The sequence below is a fragment of the Halobacteriovorax sp. RT-2-4 genome (genome assembly GCF_047085445.1).
Lineage (GTDB): Bacteria > Bdellovibrionota > Bacteriovoracia > Bacteriovoracales > Bacteriovoracaceae > Halobacteriovorax_A.
Window position 1 is genome coordinate 83,611 of sequence record NZ_JBKIXY010000002.1, and the last position, 22,634, is coordinate 106,244.

At 36.7% G+C, this 22,634-nt stretch carries 20 protein-coding genes; 11 read left to right on the forward strand and 9 right to left on the reverse strand.

Annotated elements, in window-relative coordinates; genetic code table 11:
- Nucleotides 1–50 precede the first annotated feature (50 nt).
- Together ACMAYL_RS10790 and ACMAYL_RS10795 are read left to right on the forward strand one after the other, a co-directional pair.
- Nucleotides 51–1,913 carry a DUF4105 domain-containing protein gene (locus tag ACMAYL_RS10790; protein WP_103219086.1) on the forward strand — a complete coding sequence of 621 codons (1,863 nt, stop codon included), beginning with the start codon at nt 51–53 and terminating at the stop codon, nt 1,911–1,913.
- Nucleotides 1,914–1,975: 62 nt separating this feature from the next.
- Nucleotides 1,976–2,254 (forward strand): hypothetical protein, encoded by a 279-nt coding sequence (locus tag ACMAYL_RS10795; RefSeq protein WP_103219087.1) that lies wholly within the window; start codon nt 1,976–1,978, stop codon nt 2,252–2,254.
- Here the strand turns inward: ACMAYL_RS10795 and ACMAYL_RS10800 are convergent.
- The gene (locus tag ACMAYL_RS10800) at nt 2,251–3,603 is read right to left on the reverse strand and encodes a hypothetical protein (RefSeq protein WP_103219088.1); all 1,353 of its coding nucleotides are present in this window, start codon (nt 3,601–3,603) and stop codon (nt 2,251–2,253) included. The genes ACMAYL_RS10795 and ACMAYL_RS10800 overlap by 4 nt on opposite strands.
- A gap of 81 nt (nt 3,604–3,684) precedes the next feature.
- Here ACMAYL_RS10800 and sfsA point away from each other — a divergent pair, with 81 nt between their 5' ends.
- The gene (sfsA, locus tag ACMAYL_RS10805; protein WP_412463110.1) at nt 3,685–4,437 is read left to right on the forward strand and encodes a DNA/RNA nuclease SfsA; all 753 of its coding nucleotides are present in this window, start codon (nt 3,685–3,687) and stop codon (nt 4,435–4,437) included.
- On the opposite strand, the gene ACMAYL_RS10810 is transcribed toward sfsA, so the two are convergent.
- The 6 genes from ACMAYL_RS10810 to ACMAYL_RS10835 all read right to left on the reverse strand — a co-directional run bounded on the left by ACMAYL_RS10810 (nt 4,432) and on the right by ACMAYL_RS10835 (nt 12,881).
- On the reverse strand, nt 4,432–5,253 hold the full coding sequence (locus ACMAYL_RS10810) for a hypothetical protein (RefSeq protein ID WP_103219090.1): 822 nt from the start codon (nt 5,251–5,253) through the stop codon (nt 4,432–4,434). The two genes, sfsA and ACMAYL_RS10810, sit on opposite strands and share 6 nt — an antisense overlap.
- A 97-nt stretch (nt 5,254–5,350) precedes the next feature.
- Nucleotides 5,351–6,391, reverse strand: a complete 1,041-nt coding sequence (locus ACMAYL_RS10815) for a quinone-dependent dihydroorotate dehydrogenase (RefSeq protein ID WP_412463111.1) — start codon at nt 6,389–6,391, stop codon at nt 5,351–5,353.
- Entirely contained in the window at nt 6,391–7,314 is a 924-nt protein-coding gene (locus ACMAYL_RS10820; protein ID WP_412470073.1) for a hypothetical protein, read from the reverse strand. Before ACMAYL_RS10820 ends, ACMAYL_RS10815 begins: the two co-directional genes overlap by 1 nt.
- Nucleotides 7,311–8,708, reverse strand: a complete 1,398-nt coding sequence (locus ACMAYL_RS10825) for a hypothetical protein (protein WP_392992363.1) — start codon at nt 8,706–8,708, stop codon at nt 7,311–7,313. Before ACMAYL_RS10825 ends, ACMAYL_RS10820 begins: the two co-directional genes overlap by 4 nt.
- A gap of 36 nt (nt 8,709–8,744) precedes the next feature.
- A complete protein-coding gene (dnaE, locus tag ACMAYL_RS10830; protein ID WP_103219177.1) occupies nt 8,745–12,365 on the reverse strand; it encodes a DNA polymerase III subunit alpha in 3,621 nt (1,206 codons plus the stop codon).
- Nucleotides 12,366–12,443: 78 nt separating this feature from the next.
- Nucleotides 12,444–12,881, reverse strand: a complete 438-nt coding sequence (locus ACMAYL_RS10835) for a YqaA family protein (protein WP_412463112.1) — start codon at nt 12,879–12,881, stop codon at nt 12,444–12,446.
- Between the two features lie 97 nt (nt 12,882–12,978).
- Between ACMAYL_RS10835 and ACMAYL_RS10840 the strand changes: the two genes are divergently transcribed.
- From ACMAYL_RS10840 to ACMAYL_RS10875, 8 genes are all read left to right on the forward strand, one after another.
- A complete protein-coding gene (locus ACMAYL_RS10840; protein WP_103219175.1) occupies nt 12,979–13,452 on the forward strand; it encodes a CBS domain-containing protein in 474 nt (157 codons plus the stop codon).
- Nucleotides 13,453–13,585: 133 nt separating this feature from the next.
- Nucleotides 13,586–14,212, forward strand: coding sequence for a hypothetical protein (locus ACMAYL_RS10845; RefSeq protein WP_412470076.1), 627 nt, complete (start codon nt 13,586–13,588; stop codon nt 14,210–14,212).
- Nucleotides 14,213–14,236: 24 nt separating this feature from the next.
- Nucleotides 14,237–14,866: a hypothetical protein gene (locus tag ACMAYL_RS10850; protein ID WP_103219173.1), complete on the forward strand. Its 630-nt coding sequence runs from the start codon at nt 14,237–14,239 to the stop codon at nt 14,864–14,866.
- 17 nt (nt 14,867–14,883) lie between these two features.
- The gene (locus ACMAYL_RS10855; RefSeq protein ID WP_103219172.1) at nt 14,884–15,390 is read left to right on the forward strand and encodes a hypothetical protein; all 507 of its coding nucleotides are present in this window, start codon (nt 14,884–14,886) and stop codon (nt 15,388–15,390) included.
- The gene (locus ACMAYL_RS10860) at nt 15,391–16,254 is read left to right on the forward strand and encodes a TIGR02147 family protein (protein WP_412470077.1); all 864 of its coding nucleotides are present in this window, start codon (nt 15,391–15,393) and stop codon (nt 16,252–16,254) included.
- On the forward strand, nt 16,251–17,327 hold the full coding sequence (locus tag ACMAYL_RS10865) for a hypothetical protein (RefSeq protein WP_412470078.1): 1,077 nt from the start codon (nt 16,251–16,253) through the stop codon (nt 17,325–17,327). Before ACMAYL_RS10860 ends, ACMAYL_RS10865 begins: the two co-directional genes overlap by 4 nt.
- Before the next feature lie 121 nt (nt 17,328–17,448).
- Entirely contained in the window at nt 17,449–18,360 is a 912-nt protein-coding gene (locus ACMAYL_RS10870; protein ID WP_103219169.1) for a hypothetical protein, read from the forward strand.
- A gap of 296 nt (nt 18,361–18,656) precedes the next feature.
- Nucleotides 18,657–19,004 carry a hypothetical protein gene (locus ACMAYL_RS10875; RefSeq protein WP_103219168.1) on the forward strand — a complete coding sequence of 116 codons (348 nt, stop codon included), beginning with the start codon at nt 18,657–18,659 and terminating at the stop codon, nt 19,002–19,004.
- Between the two features lie 535 nt (nt 19,005–19,539).
- Here ACMAYL_RS10875 and guaA read toward each other — a convergent pair.
- Nucleotides 19,540–21,093, reverse strand: a complete 1,554-nt coding sequence (guaA, locus tag ACMAYL_RS10880) for a glutamine-hydrolyzing GMP synthase (RefSeq protein ID WP_103219166.1) — start codon at nt 21,091–21,093, stop codon at nt 19,540–19,542.
- A 19-nt stretch (nt 21,094–21,112) separates the two neighbouring features.
- Complete coding sequence (gene guaB / locus ACMAYL_RS10885) at nt 21,113–22,591, reverse strand: IMP dehydrogenase (RefSeq protein ID WP_103219165.1); 1,479 nt, start codon at nt 22,589–22,591, stop codon at nt 21,113–21,115.
- Nucleotides 22,592–22,634 lie beyond the last annotated feature (43 nt).

Genomic DNA, 22,634 nt, shown 5'->3' on the forward strand with positions numbered 1-22,634 from the left:
CAACTTCGGTTGTAGGCCATTTTTCCAATACGCCAAAAATTGATTTTAGAATGAAAAAATATTTAACTGCAACATTTCTCTTCTTTGCTCTAGGGCATTCTTCTTGGGCATCAACAGAGCTCGAAACTTTTTCTAAGTCACAAAGGTGGCTAAAGCTCATACGATATGAAAAGAATCTTTTCGGTTACGAGTCCCTAGTAAAAGCGAAGGAATATTTTCTTTCTGAAAATGGTATGACATCACCACTAGAGGAATTGAAACAAACAATTTCAGGTGTTGAATCCCCTCTTGTTAAAGACATGAATAATCATCCGAAGTGTCTTTTCCCTGCAAGATTCATGCTCTTAAAAGAACATAGGCTAATTGAGCAATCATTAAATTTGTATGATTGTCCTGCTTATCAAGACTATATAAAGAAAATCGATATCTATTCAGTCTCTATTATTTTTTCTTCTTACTTTATAGAAAAGCCCGCTTCAACTTTTGGTCACACATTCTTTCGTGTTCGTTCAAAGTCATCTAAAAGCCAAGATAATGATCTCTTAGATTACGGCGTGGACTTCAGTGCGAAAGTCGATACTAGTAATCCCCTCGTTTATGGCTACAAAGGTATTTTTGGTGGCTTTAAAGGCATGTTTGCTATGATGCCATATTATGTAAAAGTTAAAGAATATAATAATATGGAATCGAGAGATCTTTGGGATTATGAATTAAACTTAGATAGAAAAGATCTTATTTATTTTCAGGCGCACCTCTTTGAAATGAATCGAGCTTATTTCGACTATCTCTACTTCACTAAGAATTGCTCTTACCACATTCTAGCGTTTGTCGATGCCATTAGAACAGACTGGAAGCTAATTGATAATATCGATACTACAGTTCCTCCAGTTGATACAATCTACGCTTTATTCGAACAAGACAATATCGTAAAGAATATTAAAGTTAGACCCGCTTCGTATACAAAATTAAAAGCGAGGTATGATGAGATGAATCCAAAGCAAGGAGCACTTTTCAAAAAGCTTATCAAGGATTCTAAGAATATCAGCGACATCAAAGATAATGTTGATGAACTATTTGTCTTAGATACTTATAATCTTTATATCGACTTTAAGAATGCTGATGTTGATGCAACGAAGTCTTTAAAAGATAAAGAGAAGAAAGAATACCGTACACAAAAATTTCGTATTAATAGCAAACGAGCAAAATTAGCTTCAAAATCACAAGATATTAACTATGATTTTTTAATGCCTAAATCTCCGGATAAAGGCCACTCTACAAATCGTTTTAGCCTAGGTCCAAGCTTTGATAGTAATGGAGAATATCTAAATATTGAGTTTCGTGGAGCACTCCACGACCTACTCGATAGACAAAGTGGTTATCTTCCCATGTCCACAACAGAGCTAGTTAATATAAAGTTAGATTATAATCGCTATCAAGAAGATCGACTGAGGTTAGTCGATATACAGCTTGCTCGTATCGATGCCTTAAGACCTGTAACAGTTTTTGCAAAGAAGCTTAGTTGGCAATTTAACTTTGGTTTTGCTGAGAGCTTTACATATCAAAGCCGAACATTAAATCCCTACTTAGATTTTGATCTTGGTTACACTTTTGGTAACGAAGTATTCGCACTGGCAGCATTTATAGCAACACAAAACTCTTATATCTATGAGTCAGACTATGACTATGCTCTTACTTATGGGCCAAAAATAAGGCTTATCTACTCGAGTAAATACTTTTCGTGGCAAGGTAGTTATCAATATTCATTTAGAAATAACACTCGCTTAAATAAGCAACATGAATGGAATAGCGAAGCAAAGTTTCACTTTACCAAGGATGTTAGCTTAAGACTTGCCTACCAATACTATGATGAAGTTTACCAAAGAGCGATGGCAGGACTAAATTTCTTTTACTAATCGAAAGTAAACAAAAAAACATGACATTTGCCACACACAAGTAAGATCGCTATAGTTTTAAAATGAAAAAAGTAAGTATTGAATTTGAACAACAGGCCTTAGCACAACTAGCGAATACTCCCATTGAAGTTCAAGATGAAATTAGTTGTTGGATAAATCTTCTTTCAGATCTAGGTATCGATAAGGCACGTGAATTCAAGATTAAATACGATGGGCCTCTCAATATTGAAATTGATGAAATCAATAATATCAGAAAGATTCAATTAAAGGATAGCTGGCACGCAATCTATACCCTCGAACAAGATAGTGTCACAATAAAAAATTTAGTAGATATTGCTTAAATCTTAATCGTCGCAAGTGTTTCGATGATCTTCTTATACGTGTGCTTAGTAAAGCGCTCACGTAGCTTAGTTATTACATCTTCAACATTTATTTTTTGGCGATCTTCAATTCTTTGGTAGATTTCTTCTGTAAATGCTTCAGCAATAATAAGAACCTTAGCAAGTGGAGAGATATCATCTTTAAAACTTGTCGCAAAACCTAGTCCATTTGATGTTCCATGGTGTTGCATGATAATAACATCGGCGCCAAGTGGACATGCAGGATAGCGCCTAATTGCATCTGCTGCTTCAGCAGCATGATTGATAATGATTTCCTTATCTTCTTCAGAGACTTGAGGATCAAAAATGATCTTATCCTCGTACATTAGATCAGGATATTTTTTATAGACTTGCACTAAGTACATATCGTGGAAATAAAGAACAAATTTTAATTTCTCTTTATGAGCAGGGCCACCCCATTCAACGTTGTCAAGAATATGGGACGAAACGTAACCTGCAATAATTGAGTGACTATAGAGAAAGCCAGATTTTAGCGCTGCTAAATCCTTTAGGATAGATTTTAGATCTGGAACATTATCAATAACTTCTTCCATCGTATCCATACACATTTGAGAAAGCTGGACAACTTCTTTCGTTACCCCTTCATCTTCAAATAGCTGTTCAGCAATGGCATCAATACTTTGCTCCACAAAATCAAGAGATTCTTGTTGAGGAGTTTCAGGAGTCACCTTTTCCATACTTTCAATTAAAAGCTCAGTTACCCTCTTAGTGAAAGCGAAACGCTCTCTTGCAGGTATCAAAAGATGTGAAACATTTTGATCTAAGAATTCTCTTACCTTTGGCCATACATCACTTTCAGTGTCATATATTTTAGTTGGGACTTTCTCGCCATTATTTTCTAGCATATAGTAGGTATCACAAAATGCTTTATTAAACGGAAAGAAGAGACGAATTGGCATTTCATATAACTCTTCTGTCACAACGGCCAAAACTTCTTTTGGTGTAATTTTTAAGCATTCAAAAATATTTTGTAGAATGCCAGGGATATCAAATTGATTTTTAACAACATAGTTCTCATCTGGAACGAGATCCCCTTCTCCAATAACAATCGAAGGAATATCGCGATCATTTTCAATAAGATTATGAAAGGCCAAAAGGGCCGTATCTTCATCCCCGATTGAGGCCATTGTTACGAGTAGATCAATAGGAACTTCTGTGTCCTCAATATGAATGAGCGCCTCATCAAGTGATGACGTAAAAATCAGATTCAACTCAGTGTATGTCTTAAGATTTACACTGTAGATTGAATTTAAAACTTCATTGTCACAAATTACTAAAGCAGTTTTCACAAATTCCTCTTAAAATGATATCGTATTTGTCATTGTAACATATAATTACAGATGCTTAGCAACATGCACACAAGGAAAAATATGCAATTTAAAGAAAATGAATTGGTTTTAGGGACAATTATTGAACGCTACAAACGATTTTTATTAGATTTTAAATTAGATAATGCCTTTAAAGAGTATAGTTGTGAACAAACTCTAACGGCCCACCTTGCAAATACAGGAAGCATGAAAACATGTTGGGAGCCAGATTGGAAAGTTCTAATGACCCACTCTGATGACCCAAAGAGAAAGCTTAAATTCTCTGCTCAGATGATTTCGAATGGGGATTCTTGGATTATGGTAAATACAGGCCTTACAAATAAGATTGTTCAGGAAGGTCTAGAACTTGGAAAATTCGAAGAACTTAGAGGGTATGATTTTTTTAAGAGTGAAGTAAAAATTGGTAAAAGTAGAATTGATTTTCTCTTAAGCAATAAAGAGATCGATAAGAAAGATTTAAAACTTGAGGATCCTAGTTTTAAGTACAATTTTGTTGAAGTAAAAAATGTTACTTTAAAAGTTGGCGACCAGGCCCAATTCCCGGATGCCGTCTCAACCAGAGGCCAAAAGCATCTTGAAGAACTTATGGCAATTAAAGAGCAAGGTCATGAGGCCACAATGCTCTATATTATTTCTCGTGAAGATGTTAAGAGCTTTAATGTGAGTGATATTGATACAGAATATAAAAGACTTCTTATCAAGGCCAAAGAAGCTGGAGTACAGATTCTTGCCTACCAACTAAATATGAATGAGAAAGAAATCACTGTCGCAAAAAAACTTAAGATTGTTTTATAGGCTTGTCGATTCGAACTTCTCGATATGATTTGCAAGCTGTGAATACACTCGACTCTCGTTAGGAATCTTTGTTAAAAGATGATTAAACTTTTGAAGATTATCTTTATTGATGAAACGATATAGCTCTCTTGTAATAAGTGAGTTTTCATTGCTAGCGTTTGAAGCTAGTGTTGTCACTATTTGATCGCTTACCTTATCTTTAAAATCATCTGACTTTGCATATTTTTCAAGCTCTAAAATAATAAGAGAATGAAGATCCTTACCGTAAACACCTTGTGAAAGTTTAACTAAGGCATTTAATGATCTTAGATCACTCTTTTGCGTACTTAAAAGTAAAACTAAGTTCTTCTTTAATTCTTCATTTGAAAGATCGATAAAATCTAGTGCTGTCGTAATAATTGAGTGAGAACGAAAGCCTCTTTTTGACGTAAAGTTATATAGCTGATTAATATTTTGATTAATCTTCGCTGTAATATAATCCCCATACCTATCATAATTTTCAGAAACTTCATCACTTGTGAAGTATTCCTGACAGATACTTCTCATACAACCCTTAAGTTTTGATAACGACTCTTCGTAAGACTTGTAGATATGCATATCCTCAACTCTTCTCTTTTTTAGTTCACGGGCCGTAACATCATCAGATAAAGATGCAATTGAACGTTTAACAAAGTCAGGTGAACGATTAACATGCTTGTATGGATTTGCACCACTACCAAGCTCTTGTTTAAGAGTACTCTCAATATCACTACTAGTGAAAAAGACAAATGCGCCTAATGATGCAATTACGACAGTATGAACTAAGCCTTTAATCATTTCTTTCCTTAAATGTTTAACCAACCTTTTTACTCGTTTCGGTTAATATTAGGAAAAGATTAAGTTTTAGTTTTTATTTATACATAATTTTAATAGGTTATATTTGGGATTTTTTTTGATAATGATCAATTAATTGTTCAACACAATTAAATCCCTTTAGGGACATATCATTTATTATTGATCGATTAATATCTTGGAGAAGCTTAGGCCCCTGGAAAATAAAGGCCGAATAGATCTGCAAACACCTTCCACCATCACGCCAATAATCAACAATATCTTCATACGAAGAAAAACCTCCAACCCCGATGAACTCTAAATGAGGAAAATCCTTCATCTTATCAAGACATGCCTTACGGACCCTACGTGCTTTGGCCAGAAGCAGTTTTCCAGAAACACCTCCTACCCCACGCTCTTGCATTATAGTCGTATTTGTTGCAATGATACCAGTTAGTCTATAGTCACTTGCGACTTTGATAATACTTTCAATTTCATCTTCTTCAATATCTGGTGAAATTTTTAAATAGAGATCGGCCTCACCGTCTTTACGCTCTAAAGCAGCAAAGATCTTCTCTAAGGATTCACGAGTTTGATGCGAACGAAGTCCCGGAGTATTTGGCGAGGAAACATTTATAACGATATAATCAGCAAGATCTTTAAAATCTTGATAAAGACTCGCATAGTCTTCATATGCTAGATTATCAGGTGTATCCTTATTCTTTCCAATATTCACACCTAATGGAATTGAACGCTTTGCTAAGCGTACTTGATTCTTAAGAAACTCTCCACCTTCATTATTAAAGCCCATGCAGTTACGAATAGACTCTTCTTCAATATAACGAAATAGTCTTGGCCTAGGATTTCCACCCTGGGGCCTTGGTGTTACAGTTCCAACCTCAATAGCACCAAAACCAAGATTAGAAAGAAATTCGTATCCACGACAATTTTTATCAAGTCCAGCAGCAAGCCCAACAGGTGTTGCCCACGTTAACTTACCAATTCTTAATTTTAAACTATCAGAGCGATAACTCGGATAGACCTCAGAAAGGACAGGGAATCTCTCCATGAAATCGATTGTAAGATCATGAGCATCTTCGGCGTCTAACTTGAATAAGAAGTTACGGGCAAGAGAATAAATCATTAGTACAACTTAACAAAGTCACCTTCGTGAACAGAGCCTCCGGAGTGTAAGATACCGATTGAAGCATCTGCTCCAATAAAGTCGATAATCTCAATAGTCCCTTTGACTTCTCCCTTGGAAACACCAATAAGGGCCCCAGTTTCAGGATCATAGATATCAACACCTTCAGTTACAACTTTTAAAACATCACCGATATTAAGTCCTGAGTCACGGCCAGCATTGATATAGATATTATTTCCAATAATTTTTGCAACACGTCCGATCCACTCTAGCTTTTGAGCAGTATCAAGAATTCTTGGAATTGATTTTCTAACAGAAACTTTTGTTACATAGCGAAGAAGATCTTGTCGGTACTTTGTTTGTGAATCGCGATCAGACTTAAAGAAGCGGTAGCTGCTATCGTCTGCATAACCATCAAGAGTATCAGTATAGATTTCTTTATTAGAGTTAACGTCATAGATTCTAATCTCGACTTTTGCTTCACTATAGCTTTTTGTGCTTCTAACAAAACCTACTTCATCAGACTTTTCTCTAACTCTTGCTTCGATAATTCGACCAAAAATAACAAAGTTTACACCTTCTCCTTTTGCCTTTCTTGTCATCTGAACAAGCTTTGATCCACCTTGTGAGTAAACCTGCTTCGAAGAACCAAATAATCTAGCTGACATTGGGTCAACAATGAATTGTCCCGTCTTTTGAAGCTCACGGCGAAGCTCTTCTGTTGCGATAACACCTAAATCTTGGCCACCAAATGGAGATTCATTAAAGAAAGTTAGAAGTGCAACCTTCTTTTTAACGCCTGTAAAATGTTGACGCTGAGTCGTTCTCTCTTTTCTTCCGTGATAATCTCTTTTTTGTGGTGGTACTAAAAGAGAACACGATGTTGTAACTAAAACTAAAATTGGTAATAAAAACTTAATCATAGACTTTTTGCCTTAGCTGCTTCCTTATCTTCCTTAATAACTTTTCCACTCTCACCAGCATGAATAATATTAAAAACAAATGGAAGGTTTTCATCTCTTTTAATCGAAGCTTGCTCTGATAATTTTGTATTAGAAAACTTCTTCAAGACATCCATTGCCTTATCTTTATCACCAGAGAAAGTGATACTAATATTGACTACATTTTGAAGAGTCGAAGTAATTTGTGGATCAAAGAAGTAAACAACACCTTCTTCTTTTAACATTCCAGCAAAATCAAATGCCTCATTAATATTATGAGTATTTCTTAATACGATATCAAAAGAGTTCTTTACAGATACTTTCTCCTTAATCGTTCTCTTTAATCCCTTCATTTCTGAGATTGGCAGCTGATAAACAAAGCTTGCAATATCAGAGCTCTGCTTGTGTGGATCAACTGTCGAATACTGTTGTCCTTTGGCCTCAAAATCTTTGAAGTTTACAATCGTACCATCTCTTAAATCAGTAAGAACTAATCCACCAAATGTCTGTATATTAATTTGCTTTTGCTTTTCGTCTTTAAACTCTTTTTCAAGTGCGATATCAAGAGTTAGCATAAGTGAATTTCTAAGCTCTTCCTGACGAGTACCAAGAATCTCTCCTTCATTTGAACGAAGGACAACAAGAGGCTTCTTTAGGTGTTCGAAAATTTCTTGTCTTGTTGATGGATTAACAACTTCAATCCCTTCAAGAAAGACACCACCAACACTCTCTCCTAACTCTTTAAGCCAGTGATCTTCGACAACATCTGTAAATTTCGACTGAGAACTTACACCAACTTCTTCCCAAGTTAGATCCTTAAGCTTGTAATTGATATTTAGATAAAGTTTTGTAAAGTTACGTGTTTTACCTTGTCCAATATAGCGATAGTAAATTTCAGAAACTAACTTACGATTAACTTTTGCATCGATATTATAATAGTGTGTATCTGCTCGTGATAAAGACTTCGACATCTTCTTTACTGTGTATGAAGAAATAATAGAGTTAAATCCACCAAAAGAAGCGCGTGCCTTTAGTCTCTTGCTACGAATTCCCCTTTGGTATCTTTCAAGAGCACTCCCCGTTAGAGTTACAGGGTTGCCTTCAGCATCAACTGCACCAGTTTCACGATCGTAATTTTCTTTAATTGGCGCAAAGTATTCATCAAATTGTGTTTCGTAATTTTGCCAAAAAGTCTTTGTATCAAGACCTAGCTTTTCAAGCTCAGAATCAAGAACGTTGCGAACCGTGTTGGCATAGAGTTGCTCTTTAATAAAAGATAAAGAGTCACCAGGTTTTGAGGTGAACTGTCCCCTTGCACTTACTGATGCTGCAAGAGTATTGGTCGCTAATAATAGCAATAATATTAGTTTCTTCATTATCCATCCCTAGATTAAAAAATATCTTTAAGTATTTTACCCTACATCGCTGATTTTTCCATCAATAATAAACTTCACCGCATCAGCATCAAAAATCTCATTAATTTTTGCTGCCATTTGTGGTGTTGGGTTTACCAGATAGTCATTTCCAAGTGGCATTCTTGCTCTACCTGAATCATGTTCAAAAATAATATGTAGTGGAACTGTTCCTCTGTGACCTAAAATCGTCTGCTTAAGACGGTTTAGACGTCCCTCATTTAGAGATGTCATTGGAACATTCAAACGAACAGAAGATACCCTTTCCTCCGCCTGCTCCTTGAGCTTTTGAATCTTTGAAGGGAAGAATTTTCGCGGTTCCTCGGCCAAATTTACCTGTCCAGTCATAATGATTGGGTCATCAGTAGCAAGGATCTCTTCGTATTGAACGAATGTTTTTGGAAAAATGATACATTCAATTTTACCTGACAAATCTTCTAGGGTAGCAAAACACATGCGATCCCCTTTCTTCGTCATGATATTTTTTCTCTCAACGATCATCCCCGCAAGAACCATATCTCTCTTTGAAGTTCCATCGATATCTTGGATTTGTCCAATTGGCATCGAGGCCATTTGTTCAATAACACCTTGGTAACGATCTAGCGGGTGACCTGAAACATAAACCCCAATTAGCTCTGCTTCATATAAAAGTTTTTCACGGTCATCCCAGTCAGCAACAAATTGAATATCAAGCTGATTAGCACCAGTATCTTCTGTTGCCTCGGCCATATCAAAGAGATTCGTTTGTCCCATCTCTTTTTCTCTTTGGCGCTTTTGCGCGTAGGCCACAACCATTTCCATATTCTCAAGCATTGTTCGACGATTAAGATTTGTTTCACAACCATCAAAAGCACCTACGCGAATAAGTGATTCAATAACTCGCTTGTTAACATTCTTAAGATTTACTCTTTCACAGAAGTCGATAAAGCCAACGAATGGGCCATTCTCCGTTCTTTCACGGATCATCTCTTCAACACCACCTTCACCAACACCTTTAATGGCACCCATACCAAAGCGTAGGTTTCCATCAACAACGTTAAATAGCCAAAGCGACTCATTCACACAAGGAGCAAGAACTTGAATATCATGATTTCTTGCATCGTTAATGATTGTTGTGATCTTATCTGTATTTGAAAGTTCCGTACTCAGGAGTCCTGCATAGAACTCTGGCGGATAATAAGTTTTTAAGTATGCTGTTTGATACGCAATATATGAGTAGGCAACGGCGTGAGACTTGTTGAAACCATATTCCGCAAATTTCGCCATCTGATCATAGAGAGTCTCAGCAATTTTTAAATCGTAATTTCTCTCTTTTGCACCATCGAGGAAGATCTGCTTGTGTCTTTCCATCTCCGAAATTTTCTTTTTCCCCATCGCCTTACGAAGCATATCCGCTTGACCAAGAGAATATCCAGCAATAATACGGGCGATGTTCATAACCTGCTCTTGGTAGATAATGATTCCGTACGTATCGTTTAGGATTGGCTTAAGAGATTCGAATGGATAACTTTCTTCTTTGCGCCCGTGCTTGATTTCAACGAATTCATCGTGCATTCCCGATCCCATAGGACCTGGACGATAAAGAGCGTTGATGGCCGTAATATCATCAAGGGTATCCGGTGAAATACGACGACAAAGATCCTGCATCCCAGAAGATTCCAGCTGGAAAACACCAATTGTATCCCCTTCAGAAACCAGGTCATATACCTTCTTATCTTCGTAATCGATTGCTTCAATATCAAAATTTGGATCGTAGTCACGCTTAATAAAATCAGAAGCGTAATCAATTACCGTTAGAGTTTTAAGTCCAAGGAAGTCGAATTTTACAAGTCCAATTAGCTCAGAGAAGTCCTTATCAAATTGAACAACCTTTTCACCTTTTGCCCCTTTAAAAAGTGGACAATAGTTTACAAGCGGTTCAGAGGTAATGATTACTCCGGCCGCGTGAATACCAGCGTGGCGATAAAGTCCTTCAAGCCTTTTTGAAATAGTGAAGATTTGGCGAATCTTAGGATCAGTTTCAATAAGCTCCTGAAGCTTCGGCTCCATTTCAATTGCTTTATCTAATGTGATTCCAATTTCATCAGGAATCAGTTTTGATATCATATTGGCTTCAGCAAATGTTAAGTCATAAACACGAGCAACGTCTTTTACAACGGCCTTGGCCTGAAGCTTACCAAAAGTGATAATCTGCCCTACCTTATCTTCACCGTACTTTTGCGTTACGTACTCAATAACTCGCTGACGTCCCGCCTGGCAGAAGTCGACGTCAAAGTCTGGCATCGAGATACGCTCAGGGTTAATGAAACGCTCAAAAAGTAGGTTGTATGGAAGAGGGTTAATATTGGTAATTGTTAAAGCATAAGCAACAAGAGAACCAGCTCCAGAACCACGTCCAGGACCTACCGGAATCCCATTATCTTTTGACCACTGAATGAAGTCAGCAACGATAAGGAAGTATCCAACGAATCCCATCTGCTTAATAAGATCCATCTCATATTGAAGACGCTCGTAATACTTTGGTTTCTGCTCTTCCCAATCCGGTTGGTTAACAATATTTCTAAATTGCGGTCCATCAAAACGTGCTTGAAGACCTTCTTTTGTTACACGATCAAAGTATTCTTCAAGAGTTTCATCTGTATCAATTTCATAGTCTGGAAGATGATAAATTTGATTTCCTTTTTCATCAGTCCACGAAAGTTCAACATTACACTTATCTGCAATTTCAAGAGTGTTATCACAAGCTTCAGGTGCATAGTGAAATGCAGCTCTCATCTCTTCAGGTGACTTGTAATAAAATTCTTGCGACGTCATACGCATTCTATTTTCGTCAGCGTATGTCTTTCCTGTTTGAATACAAAGAAGGACTTCCTGAGCTGTCGCATCCTCAGGTGTCATATAGTGCGAATCATTTGTTGCAACTAGTTTGATATCGTTCTTCTTTGCAAAGTCGATAACTTTCTCGTTTACAATTCTCTGTTCAGGAATTCCATTTTCTTGAATCTCAAGATAGAAGTCATCAGGACCAAAGATATCTCTTAGTTTTTCAATTGCACGAATGGCACGCTCATCTTGTCCAGTAAAGAAGTTATAACCAACCTCACCTTTAAGACATGCTGTCGTACAAATTAGCCCTTCGCTATATTCGCGAAGAAGTTCCACGTCTGCACGTGGCTTATAGTAAAAACCTTCAAGATAAGCTTTTGAAAGGAGCTTACATAAGTTTTGATAACCAGTATTATTCTTTGCAAGAAGAATCAAATGGTGAATTTGTCTTGAAGACTCTTCAGCATCCTGTGAACTAACACTAGCAGACTTCTTGGCCGCACGACGATCAAAGCGTGACCCAGGTGTGAAGTAAATTTCTGAACCTAGTATTGGTTTTATCCCTGCAGCTTTACAGCGAGTGTAAAAATCAATAGCACCAAACATATTCCCATGGTCAGTTTGTGCAATTGCCGGAACACCTAATTCCTTTGCCTGTGGAATTAAATCCTTTAAACGAATCGCTCCATCCAGTAGTGAATACTGTGTATGTAAGTGAAGGTGTACAAAGCTATCTGGGTGAGTTTCTTTTAGTGATTTCGTTTCGCTAGATTCGACGTTACTATCTTGTTCCATGGAGTCCTCAAAATGTCTTATTTAATCAGTGTGTCGTGCTATTTAAGTATCCCATTTTCAAGGCGTTTTGTCATATTCTTAGAACTTATTTGCTAACCAAATTACAAAGACATAACGCAACGCTTTACCGATATACATCGATAAGAAAACATACGCAGGGCGACAACGAAAGTAGCCGAGTGCTACGGCCAAGGGATCACCAACGATGGGAAGCCATGTCAAAAAAGCAAGGGCCGGCCCAAAGCGCTGAATAAGATTTTGCCAACGTACGATCTGCTCTTTACTAATCTTTAAGTATTTTTCACACCAGCTTATCTTGCCCAAGTGACCAAGATAAAAGCAGCTTACCCCTCCAAGAAAATTGCCAAGGCTTGCGGCCCAGAAAATATCAATTCTTGAAAGTCCTGCTTTTACAGCACCAAATAAGAATGCTTCAGAGCTGAATGGGAGAATAGTTGCGGCGGCAAAGCTTATAAAGAAAAGCCCTACGATGCCATAGTCTTGAATGAATTCCATTATTAATTATTATGATGATTTCTCTACATTTAATCAAAATCTTTTCAACTTTTAACAATACAATTTGAGATAGGTTTAAACAAAAAAGGGATGCATAATGGTTAACTACACTCCACCTATCGAACGCGATAAGGCCCCAAGACAAAGAGAAAAAGAAGAACACTTTACATCAAGCTATAATATTATAAATCGAGTTATCAAAGCTTTCGTTCCACTTCACACAAGTATGGATATGCAAGAAGCTGGCGAATACTTCATAAAACACAATATTACAGGTCTTCCTGTCGTTAATGAGTTTGAAAATATTGTTGGTTTTCTCTCGCAAAAAGACTGCCTCAAATATAGCCTCGATGCGAAATACTACAACCACCCTTCTTCACTCGTTGAACACTATATGAGCGAGAATGTTGTAACCATTCCTTCAAAGTCCAACCTCACCTTCATCGTTGAACTCTTTCTCCACTATCCTTTCCATGCATTTCCTGTTGTAGAGAACGAGAAAGTAGTTGGAATCATTGAAAGAACGACTGTTTTTGAAGTGATTCACAATATGAAAGGAACCAACTGGTAGTCCTGACTACATAAATCTTACTGACATTCAAATGAGCTGTTTACATTTTTGATACAGTTTGTGTACAAATGCGTTCAACTTTGACTTTTAAATCGATACAACACCTCCATTGGAAACGATCTGGGAGGATTCGATGAGAAAGTTATTAGTTTTTATTTGTACATTTTTGGCACTGACAACTAACGCTGAAGTTAGCAAGTGGTGTAAAGATACGAGTTTTATTTTAGAGAACGCAATTGTATCAGGTTTTGAAAGCGTGACTTATGAAGAGGAATTAGAAATCCTTTTAGATGCCTCACACTTTGTTCTAGATAGCACTCCAAAAAAGAACTTCTTCTATTTTTACACAACTCTTGCAAGTGCAATTAAGGGCACTGAAGTTTACGATTCACCTGAACATAAGGTTCTCTTCCTAAGAAGACACTTAAGAGATGCAATTGGTGATCTTAATAAATTTCACGACAGACTTACTAGAAGACTTTGTCTTTGGTGTTATGGAAATCACAGAGAGTATGTTCAAGACATTCTTTCAAGAGGTCTTACAGAGGGCGAAAGATCAAAGAATGATGAAACAGAAATTGCAGTGCTAAATCGTGTAGCAGGACTTGCTATTGAGTTAATCGAAGAAAGTACATTCTCTAGAAATTATGAGTGTGCAAAAAAGAGTTTAACATTTGTTCTTCAAACGAATGATGTATCAAGCAAGAGAAGAAATGTTTTAAGCGCTTATAGAATGATGAGAAATAATGGTTGTAACTAATAAGTTAGAACTAGGGAGAGAGAAATGAAAAGAGTATTAATCGCAGTATTTAGTACTGTCATCTTAAGTACAAATACTTATGCACTTTTTGGTGGTAAAGATAATGGCATCACGGGAATGTATAAAGGTAAAGAGAGTATTTCCTTAAACTACGATGGTGTTAGATTCCTTAACAAATGCTCATTCGATGGAAGGCTTGGCTACAATGCACTTTCACTAGGTGCCGCTGGAGCAGCGTGGTCACTTGGTCCAATTGGGATCATCGGAACATTTATCTTGGTTCAAAGTTACAAGCAATCAGTATGCTTCAATAATAGCTATGTTCGCGAAAATATTTTCAAAGTAAAACTTGAAGCAAAGGTTGTTGAGACAAGTTCAGAAAGAATTACTCTTATGATTTCTTCACAAGACAAGAAAAAGTGTGCAGGTTTCTCAATCAAACTAATCGGTGAGCCCGATGGTTTTGGAGGATATGATCTATTCAAAAACAAAGAATCATACTTAAAAAATGAGGTCTTTGGTACAGCAACTTATGCGCAAAAAGAATTAGATATTGCAATTTCACAAGAGATATCAATGCTAACAAAAGGTCGCAATGGACACAACTGCATATGGGATCTTAAGCACGGATTAAACGTAAACCTAAAGAAATAATATTATAAGGATAAAAAATGAAAAGATTAATCACAGCAATTACCCTACTATCACTCTCTTTAAGTACTCAGGCACTTGGAAAGAAATCAATTGAAGGTGAATATAGTGGAAAGAAAAAGATCTCTTTAACTTACACGGGTTATTTTCAGGCTGATTGTAGCAAGTTTCTTTGTTTTGATTACGAAGACTACTATGGAAAAAGTAAGACTCTAAATATTAAGTTAGATGTTCAGATTACAAAATCAAGTACAGGTAGAATCACTGTTTTACTAAAGTCACAAGACAGAAAGAAATGTGCAGGTTTTGCAATGAGCTTTATCGGTGAAGAAGATGGTTTTGGTGGCTACGATTTATATCGTAACAAGAACGACTATTTACAAAACCTTAATATCGGAACTCTGACTTACCAAAAAGGTAAAGTGAATATTTCAATCCCAGAGAATATGACTCAAAAAACAAAAGGGACAAATAATTACACTTGTATTTGGAACTTAGATTACGGACTTGATTTAAAAGTAAAATAATTGGATATACAAACAAATCACCCATATTTATCAGATAAGCATTGCGTAGATATTTACAACTACGTAAATGCTTCTCTGTACTTAAGAGATACTTGGCTTAAGAAGAAAGAGCTTAACCCAAACTTCTCAATTAGGTCTTGGGCACAAAAACTTGGAATAACTTCCCATTCTCAGCTACACCAAGTTCTAAACGGAAAACGCAATCTTCCTAGTAAGTATATAATGACTATTGCGAGAGATTTAAAACTTGAGGCAGAGGAAGCAGACTATTTTGAAAAACTAGTAAAACTTCAAGCCGCAAAGTCAGAAGAAGAAAAATTATTCTATTTAAACTCAATACAGAGAAATAATGAAACTCTTGAAGTTTATGAAGTAGATAATTACGAGCTGATACGAAATCCTCTTAACTTCTTCATTCTTGAATTATTTTGCTTAATAGATGCTGATCTTACACCAATCAAGATTCAAAAATTACTAATTCATAACTACCCTCTTACAGAAATCAGAAAAAGTGTTGAGCTACTAACAAAGCTTGAAATGTTAATTTTAAAAGATGGTAGTTATCGCAAGGCCCACGAGACAGTCTTCACAGCAAATGATATCCCAAATATTGCCAAGCAAGAATATCACAAGAACATTGCTGAACTCGCAAAAGAAGCAGTTGAAAAACAAGATGTGGAGGACAGAGAGTTCTCTGGCTTTACATTTGGGATTCGCGCCGAAAATCTTCCACAAGCGAAGGAAGAGTTAAGAAAATTCAGAGAGGAATTTTCTCAAAAATTTATCGAAAAGGACTTTGAAGGAAATCAATTATATCACTTAGCAATTAACTTCTTTGCTATTTCAAATAAGGTTGACCAATGAAAGTACTTTTAATTCTAGCACTATCTTTATTAACTTTGACCTCAGCAGCTAAAGAACGTCCTGTTTTACGAGAAGGAGGCTCAGGAGTTGGCAATGGTGGTGATACAATAAGGCTTCGCTTTATAAACACAGGAAATGGTATCATCGATTATTATAAAGATGGTTTTAAGTCTATTAGTGAAGTTCTTGTATCTCCTCTTCTACTTAAGGCCCATCTAAATATCAATACGATTAGTACTTCCAATGATATTTTAATCGACAATCTTGGAAATCCAGTTAGCGCGATTGGGGTTCCGGGAAAGATAACTTTATATGTGGGAGATGCCATTCCAGAGCTTCACTGGAATAATATTTTTAAAAACTCTCGCCTTACAAACATTATGGTTCTTCACGAGCTTCTTAGAGCTCAAGGAATTAATGATGATAACTATGTCTACTCGACAAAAGTATTAATAAAGCAAGATATCTTGAGCTTTGGTGACTTTAAAATGAAATGGGCCAAGCAGTCTTTTGACATCGTTGAAAACACTCAGTTGCGTTCATTTAATTCACGCTCGATAAAAGAAGAGCTTGCATATTTCAAGCAAGGAAATTTATCACTTGAGAAATATAATACAATTGCACTTGCACCTTTAATTAATTTAAATCTAAATTTATCGAACGAACTTTATGTGGATTCGAAAGAACTTAATCGCCTAAAAACCTTAAGGGCAGATTATAAAATGTTAAGAGATATCATCCCAATGATTGATAAACTCTCTTATGATCAAATTCGAGGTAATCCAAATTATGCATTACTTAATAAACTAACATTAATACTTCTACGTGACTTCTTCTTTAAAATTAGAATGACGAATTTTGAACTAACAGAGGAGAATAGCTATATCATTTCAGATTACACGAGTAATCTTTTAAGTGCGATCAGTTTTGCCTCTGAAGACTGGATGATTTGTACAGGTATTGAACAAAGCCTTGCAACTCTATCAAATAGCTCACTAGTATTTGATAGTAATGACCTTAAAATGATGATTTCAGCTACAATTACCCTGCTAAACGATAGTAAATGCTATTAGTTTTCAATAACTTAGTATCTGTAAATATTGCAGATACTAAGCTCTTTTCTTGAACACGACCACAACTTCTGCGAATATACGCCATAAAAAGTATTTTCGTTAGAAATAGAAAAGAGAAACCATGGTTTTTAATCGTAAGAAAAAATCACCTAAAAACAAGGAACAGCTCGAGTTTAACTTTGAGCTTCCGCGCGAAAACGATCGCAATTTCCACCTTGGTGGAAAGTCTTTCTATTTCTTCGATTTCGACGACAATGTCGTTTTCCTTTCAACTCCAATCATTATCTTTCACAATGAGACAGGCGAAGAGAAGCTTCTTTCTTCTCACGAATTTGCTGCTCATAATAAGATCATTGGAAAAGAAGGACCTTACGCAAATTATCACATGGATTTCGATGATGAGACGGGAACTTTTAGAAATTTCCGCGATTCAGATCTTTCGCTTACTCAACGACTAACCGGAAGAAAGCAATCACTTATCACAGATATCCAGGATGCACTTGAAAGAAGTGATTCAACTTGGAAAGCTCCGAGCTGGAATCACTTCTATCATGCAACTTATAATCAAAGACCAGTTTCAATTATTACAGCTCGTGGTCACAGAGAAGATACAATTAAGCAAGGGATCGAAGTTATCTATAACGAAGGTCACCTACCAAATATGCCAAACTTTCACACTGTCTATGCTGTTTCAAATCCAGAAACTCGTGTACGACTTGGTGGACGTGATGAGGATTATAATGTGCCTGAACTTAAGTACAAGGCCATTATCGAATCAGTTGAACTTGCTATTCAAAAATACGGATACTCAGATTATCACCGCTTTGGAATGAGTGATGATGATGCTGGAAATATCGATCTCATTACAGATGCGATGAAAGAGCTAAAAGCAAAATTTCCACGTATGTCTTTCTTCGTTATTCAAACTTATGACAATGGCTTTGAAAAACGCGAAGTTCATGAGCACTCTGTTGAGACAATTTTCTCTAAGCATGAATCACGCCTTGATCAGCTTAACCTTTTTGCACAGTAATAAAAATAAAGCTGAACACTACCTAGGCAATTATTAAAAAAGTATTTTCAAATATTAAAATCCAGTAAGATTTCGATATGGAAAAGAAATTCATCAAACAAGTCTTTGCAACATTCTTTATCTTCTTATTCTCGGCCCTCATGTCTAATGCATTCAGTAAGGACCTTTTAAAGTTAATTCAGTAACTTAAGTCGACAAAAATCTAACACTTTCTAACTATTGAGCACAATATTTTGCGTTGATAGCATTTCTTCACTAGAATTTCCTATTAATTAACTTAGGGGTAAGGAGTTCAAATGAAAAAGATCGCAAAAATCACGTTAGCATTACTTTTGGCATCTTCTGCCCTGTCAATGGATTGTATCGGTTCAAAAAGATATTTGGACGACAGAGGACAGTCTCAACTTAAAGAAATCAAACTAGAAAATGCATTTGAGTATACTGATGCAAAAATTCACGCAGATATCGACGAAGCCTACTTCGTTTTCACAAAGTACGATAAGGAACAATTTGTCGCTAAGATTACATTTGGTCCTGATTACACGAAAGGAATTGTTTCAACAGCAACCTTTGATCAAAATAATCGTTTTGAGCTAGCAAGCGTAAATGGGGCAACTGTTTATAAGCTTGTTTGTACTCAGTAAGGTACACGCCACCTTTACGAGATTTAAATAAGTTATCGAATAATTTAAGTCGAAGAAAAGAAAACTGAGGCTAATAACTAATGTCTTGTTAAATTAACTAATATATTTAGAGCTAGAAATTAGACTTACTTAAAAATAGTTGGCCAAAGTAGGCTTATGTTCGTTTTATTGAATAATATAAATTTTTAAGTATTTAAAATCTCGAAAAGGTGGCGCGTACCGTAGACCGTTGCTTAATTAATCACTTCGTGATTAATTGGCGCTGGTTGGGTGGCACTACTATTCGAAGGCTTTCCCATTGCGCCTGAGGCACATCCTGCAGCAAAAGTCCCCCCAAGGGGAGTTTTGAAGCAGAGATGGATGTGATTCAAGAAAGCAAACCGCAGGTGCGGCTTTCGGTCAAATGCGACAACTTTCCCATTGCGCCTGAGGCAACAAGGCCGACATAAACGTCGGCCTGTTGAAGTATTGATTCATTCCAAATGGTGGGGCGCTATAGCCGCGTCAAATCTTGGCTTTGCCAAGATGACCGCGGCTATTCCCATTCAATAGTGCCAGGAGGTTTAGACGTGATGTCATAAACCACACGAGTGATACCCTTAACCTCATTAGTGATGCGATTTGAAACACGAGATAAGAAAGCGTGTGGCATATCTGTCCACGTCGCAGTCATCCCATCACTTGAGTTAACCATGCGAAGACAAATAACTTCTTCGTAGGCACGGCCATCACCTTTTACTCCAACTGTTTTTACAGGAAGTAAAACAGTCAGTGCCTGCCAAGTTGATTCATAGAGATTGTGCTTATGTAATTCTTCAAAAAGAATTTGATCACTTTGTTGTACCTGGGCAATACGAGTTTCAGTTAATTCACCAAGAACGCGAATTCCGATTCCTGGCCCAGGGAATGGATGACGGTGAACCCAACTATGTTCAAGACCAAGCTCTTCTCCCATCTTTCTCACTTCATCCTTAAATAGGTAACGAAGAGGCTCAAGAAGTTTTAAATTCATTCTCTCAGGAAGTCCTCCAACATTGTGGTGAGACTTAATCGTTACTGACTTTCCATCTTCTTCATGGGGAGAGATTGATTCAATGACATCTGGATATAAAGTACCTTGTAGAAGGTATTCAAAATTAATGCCGTGATTTTCTTGGTATTCTTTTACTTTCATTTCAAAGATATCAATGAAAGTTTTTCCAATGGCCTTACGCTTATCTTCCGGATCAGACTTACCTTCTAAGTTTGCCATAAACTCGGCCTTAACGTCGATCACTTCAATATTTAGCTGAGTTTTCTCTTTTAATGTTTCAATATGCTGGTAATCTTGTGGACGAAGAAGTCCGTGGTCAACAAAGAAGCAGTACAGATTATCTCCAATTACTTCGTGTGAAAGTTGAGCTGCAACAAGTGAGTCTACACCACCAGAGAAAGCACATAGAACTTTTGATTTTTCAATTCCACGCACAAGCTCTTTTGCCTCTTCAAGCATTTCAGTCGCATCCCAATCTTTTTCAAGTTTTGCGATATCTTTAAAGAAATGATTTAAAATATCCTTTCCATGTTCACTATGTTCAACTTCAGGGTGAAATTGTAATCCCATCATTGGACGTGTTGTATGCTCAATTGCAGAAACAAGACCGTTTCCTGATTCCATGACAAGATTAAAATTTTCAGGAAGTTTTGAGATATGATCAGAGTGAGACATCCAAACGTTTACTTCTTCAGGAACTCCATCCATTTTGAATCCATTAATTAAATGAATCTTAGCATGACCGTATTCACCGATTGTTCCCTTCTCAACAACACCACCAAAGTACTTCCCCATTAGCTGCATTCCGTAGCACACACCTAGGATAGGAAGTTTCTCATTTTCAAAAACAAAGTCATAATTTGTTTCATCTTCAAATACTGATTGAGGTCCACCAGAAAGAACAAGAGCATTTGGCTTCTTTCCTTCGCTAAAAAGTTCGCGGGCCTTCTTTACTGTGATGATCTCACTTGAGTAACCGAGCTCACGTGATTTTCTTGTAATTAATTGTGTGTACTGTGAACCAAAGTCCACGATCCATATTTGTCTTGCACTCATATTTTATTATTCCTATTTTTTATTTTTCAATTTGATAGTTTGGCGCTTCTTTCGTAATCATGATGTCATGTGGATGACTCTCTTTAAGTGAAGCTGCCGTAATCTTTACGAATTGGGCCTTCTCTTGCATTTCGACAATTGTTGAAGCACCGATATAGCCCATACCACTTCTAATACCACCATTTAATTGGTAGATATTTGAAGCAAGGCTTCCTCTATATGGAACTTGCCCTTCAATACCTTCTGGAACTAATTTTTGATCATCTACATCACCTTGTCCGTAGCGATCTTTTGAACCAAGCTTCATTGCTCCAAGTGAGCCCATACCACGGTAAACTTTATAAGTACGACCTTGATATAAAACCATCTCTCCAGGTGTTTCATCACACCCTGCAAACATTGAACCAAGCATGACACAACTGGCCCCTGCAGCAAGTGCTTTAACAATATCACCAGAGTATTTAATTCCACCGTCTGCAATAAATGGGATCCCTGCCTTAAAACAAACATCAGCACAATCCATAACTGCAGAAAGTTGAGGAACTCCAATTCCTGCAACAACACGAGTTGTACAAATTGATCCTGGGCCAATTCCTACTTTTACACCATCAACACCAGCATCGATTAGAGCGAGACATGCTTCAGGTGTTGCAATATTTCCTGCGATAATATCAACACTTTGATCTTTAGAAATAAGCCCTCTTACTGTTTTAACCATACCGATGACACCTTTTGAGTGACCATGTGCTGTATCAATAATGATACAATCAACACCAGCAGCAATAAGATGCTTTGCACGCTCAACCTCTTTATCACCTACGCCAATAGCAGCGGCAACTCTAAGACGTCCTAATGCATCCTTGTTCGAGTTAGGAAAGTTGATACGCTTTAAAATATCTTTGATTGTAATTAGACCTTTAAGCTTTCCATCCTTACAAATAATTGGAAGCTTCTCAATTCTATTCTTATGAAGAATTTTCTGGGCCTCATCGAGATCAATCCCCTCCAGAGCTGCAACAAGCTTATCTTTTGGAGTCATGATATCTTTAACTTTTTGATTCAGATTATGTTCGAAACGAATATCACGACTAGTAAGAATTCCTACAAGATAGTTTTCAGAATCAACAACTAAAACCCCTGTAATCTTATTTTTACTCGTCAGCCTTATGACTTCTTCTAAATGCATTTCAGGATTAACTGTAATTGGATTTAGAACAACACCTGACTCGAACTTCTTTACCTTCTCAACTTCCCACGCTTGATCTTCAGGTGACATATTCTTGTGAATAACACCAATACCACCCTGTTGGGCCATAACAATTGCAGTCTTAGACTCTGTTACAGTGTCCATGGCCGCCGAAACGATTGGAATATTTAAAGCAATATTACGAGAAAACTTTGTTTTTAAAGAAACATCTCCAGGCAATACTTCTGAATATCCTGGTTTGATTAAGACATCATCATAAGTAAGGGCCTGAGGAATTTGTGCAATAGACATAAGACTGATCCCATCTAAATAGTTAAAATATAAGCAAATAGTT

What these genes read in the sequence shown, in the direction of transcription:
- ACMAYL_RS10790 (WP_103219086.1), top strand. Translation starts at nt 51, where the DNA reads ATGAAAAAATATTTAACTGCAACATTTCTCTTCTTTGCTCTAGGGCAT.
- ACMAYL_RS10795 (WP_103219087.1), top strand. Translation starts at nt 1,976, where the DNA reads ATGAAAAAAGTAAGTATTGAATTTGAACAACAGGCCTTAGCACAACTA.
- sfsA (WP_412463110.1), top strand. Translation starts at nt 3,685, where the DNA reads ATGCAATTTAAAGAAAATGAATTGGTTTTAGGGACAATTATTGAACGC.
- ACMAYL_RS10810 (WP_103219090.1), bottom strand. Translation starts at nt 5,253, where the DNA reads ATGATTAAAGGCTTAGTTCATACTGTCGTAATTGCATCATTAGGCGCA.
- ACMAYL_RS10815 (WP_412463111.1), bottom strand. Translation starts at nt 6,391, where the DNA reads ATGATTTATTCTCTTGCCCGTAACTTCTTATTCAAGTTAGACGCCGAA.
- ACMAYL_RS10820 (WP_412470073.1), bottom strand. Translation starts at nt 7,314, where the DNA reads ATGATTAAGTTTTTATTACCAATTTTAGTTTTAGTTACAACATCGTGT.
- ACMAYL_RS10825 (WP_392992363.1), bottom strand. Translation starts at nt 8,708, where the DNA reads ATGAAGAAACTAATATTATTGCTATTATTAGCGACCAATACTCTTGCA.
- dnaE (WP_103219177.1), bottom strand. Translation starts at nt 12,365, where the DNA reads ATGGAACAAGATAGTAACGTCGAATCTAGCGAAACGAAATCACTAAAA.
- ACMAYL_RS10835 (WP_412463112.1), bottom strand. Translation starts at nt 12,881, where the DNA reads ATGGAATTCATTCAAGACTATGGCATCGTAGGGCTTTTCTTTATAAGC.
- ACMAYL_RS10840 (WP_103219175.1), top strand. Translation starts at nt 12,979, where the DNA reads ATGGTTAACTACACTCCACCTATCGAACGCGATAAGGCCCCAAGACAA.
- ACMAYL_RS10845 (WP_412470076.1), top strand. Translation starts at nt 13,586, where the DNA reads ATGAGAAAGTTATTAGTTTTTATTTGTACATTTTTGGCACTGACAACT.
- ACMAYL_RS10850 (WP_103219173.1), top strand. Translation starts at nt 14,237, where the DNA reads ATGAAAAGAGTATTAATCGCAGTATTTAGTACTGTCATCTTAAGTACA.
- ACMAYL_RS10855 (WP_103219172.1), top strand. Translation starts at nt 14,884, where the DNA reads ATGAAAAGATTAATCACAGCAATTACCCTACTATCACTCTCTTTAAGT.
- ACMAYL_RS10865 (WP_412470078.1), top strand. Translation starts at nt 16,251, where the DNA reads ATGAAAGTACTTTTAATTCTAGCACTATCTTTATTAACTTTGACCTCA.
- ACMAYL_RS10870 (WP_103219169.1), top strand. Translation starts at nt 17,449, where the DNA reads ATGGTTTTTAATCGTAAGAAAAAATCACCTAAAAACAAGGAACAGCTC.
- ACMAYL_RS10875 (WP_103219168.1), top strand. Translation starts at nt 18,657, where the DNA reads ATGAAAAAGATCGCAAAAATCACGTTAGCATTACTTTTGGCATCTTCT.
- guaA (WP_103219166.1), bottom strand. Translation starts at nt 21,093, where the DNA reads ATGAGTGCAAGACAAATATGGATCGTGGACTTTGGTTCACAGTACACA.
- guaB (WP_103219165.1), bottom strand. Translation starts at nt 22,591, where the DNA reads ATGTCTATTGCACAAATTCCTCAGGCCCTTACTTATGATGATGTCTTA.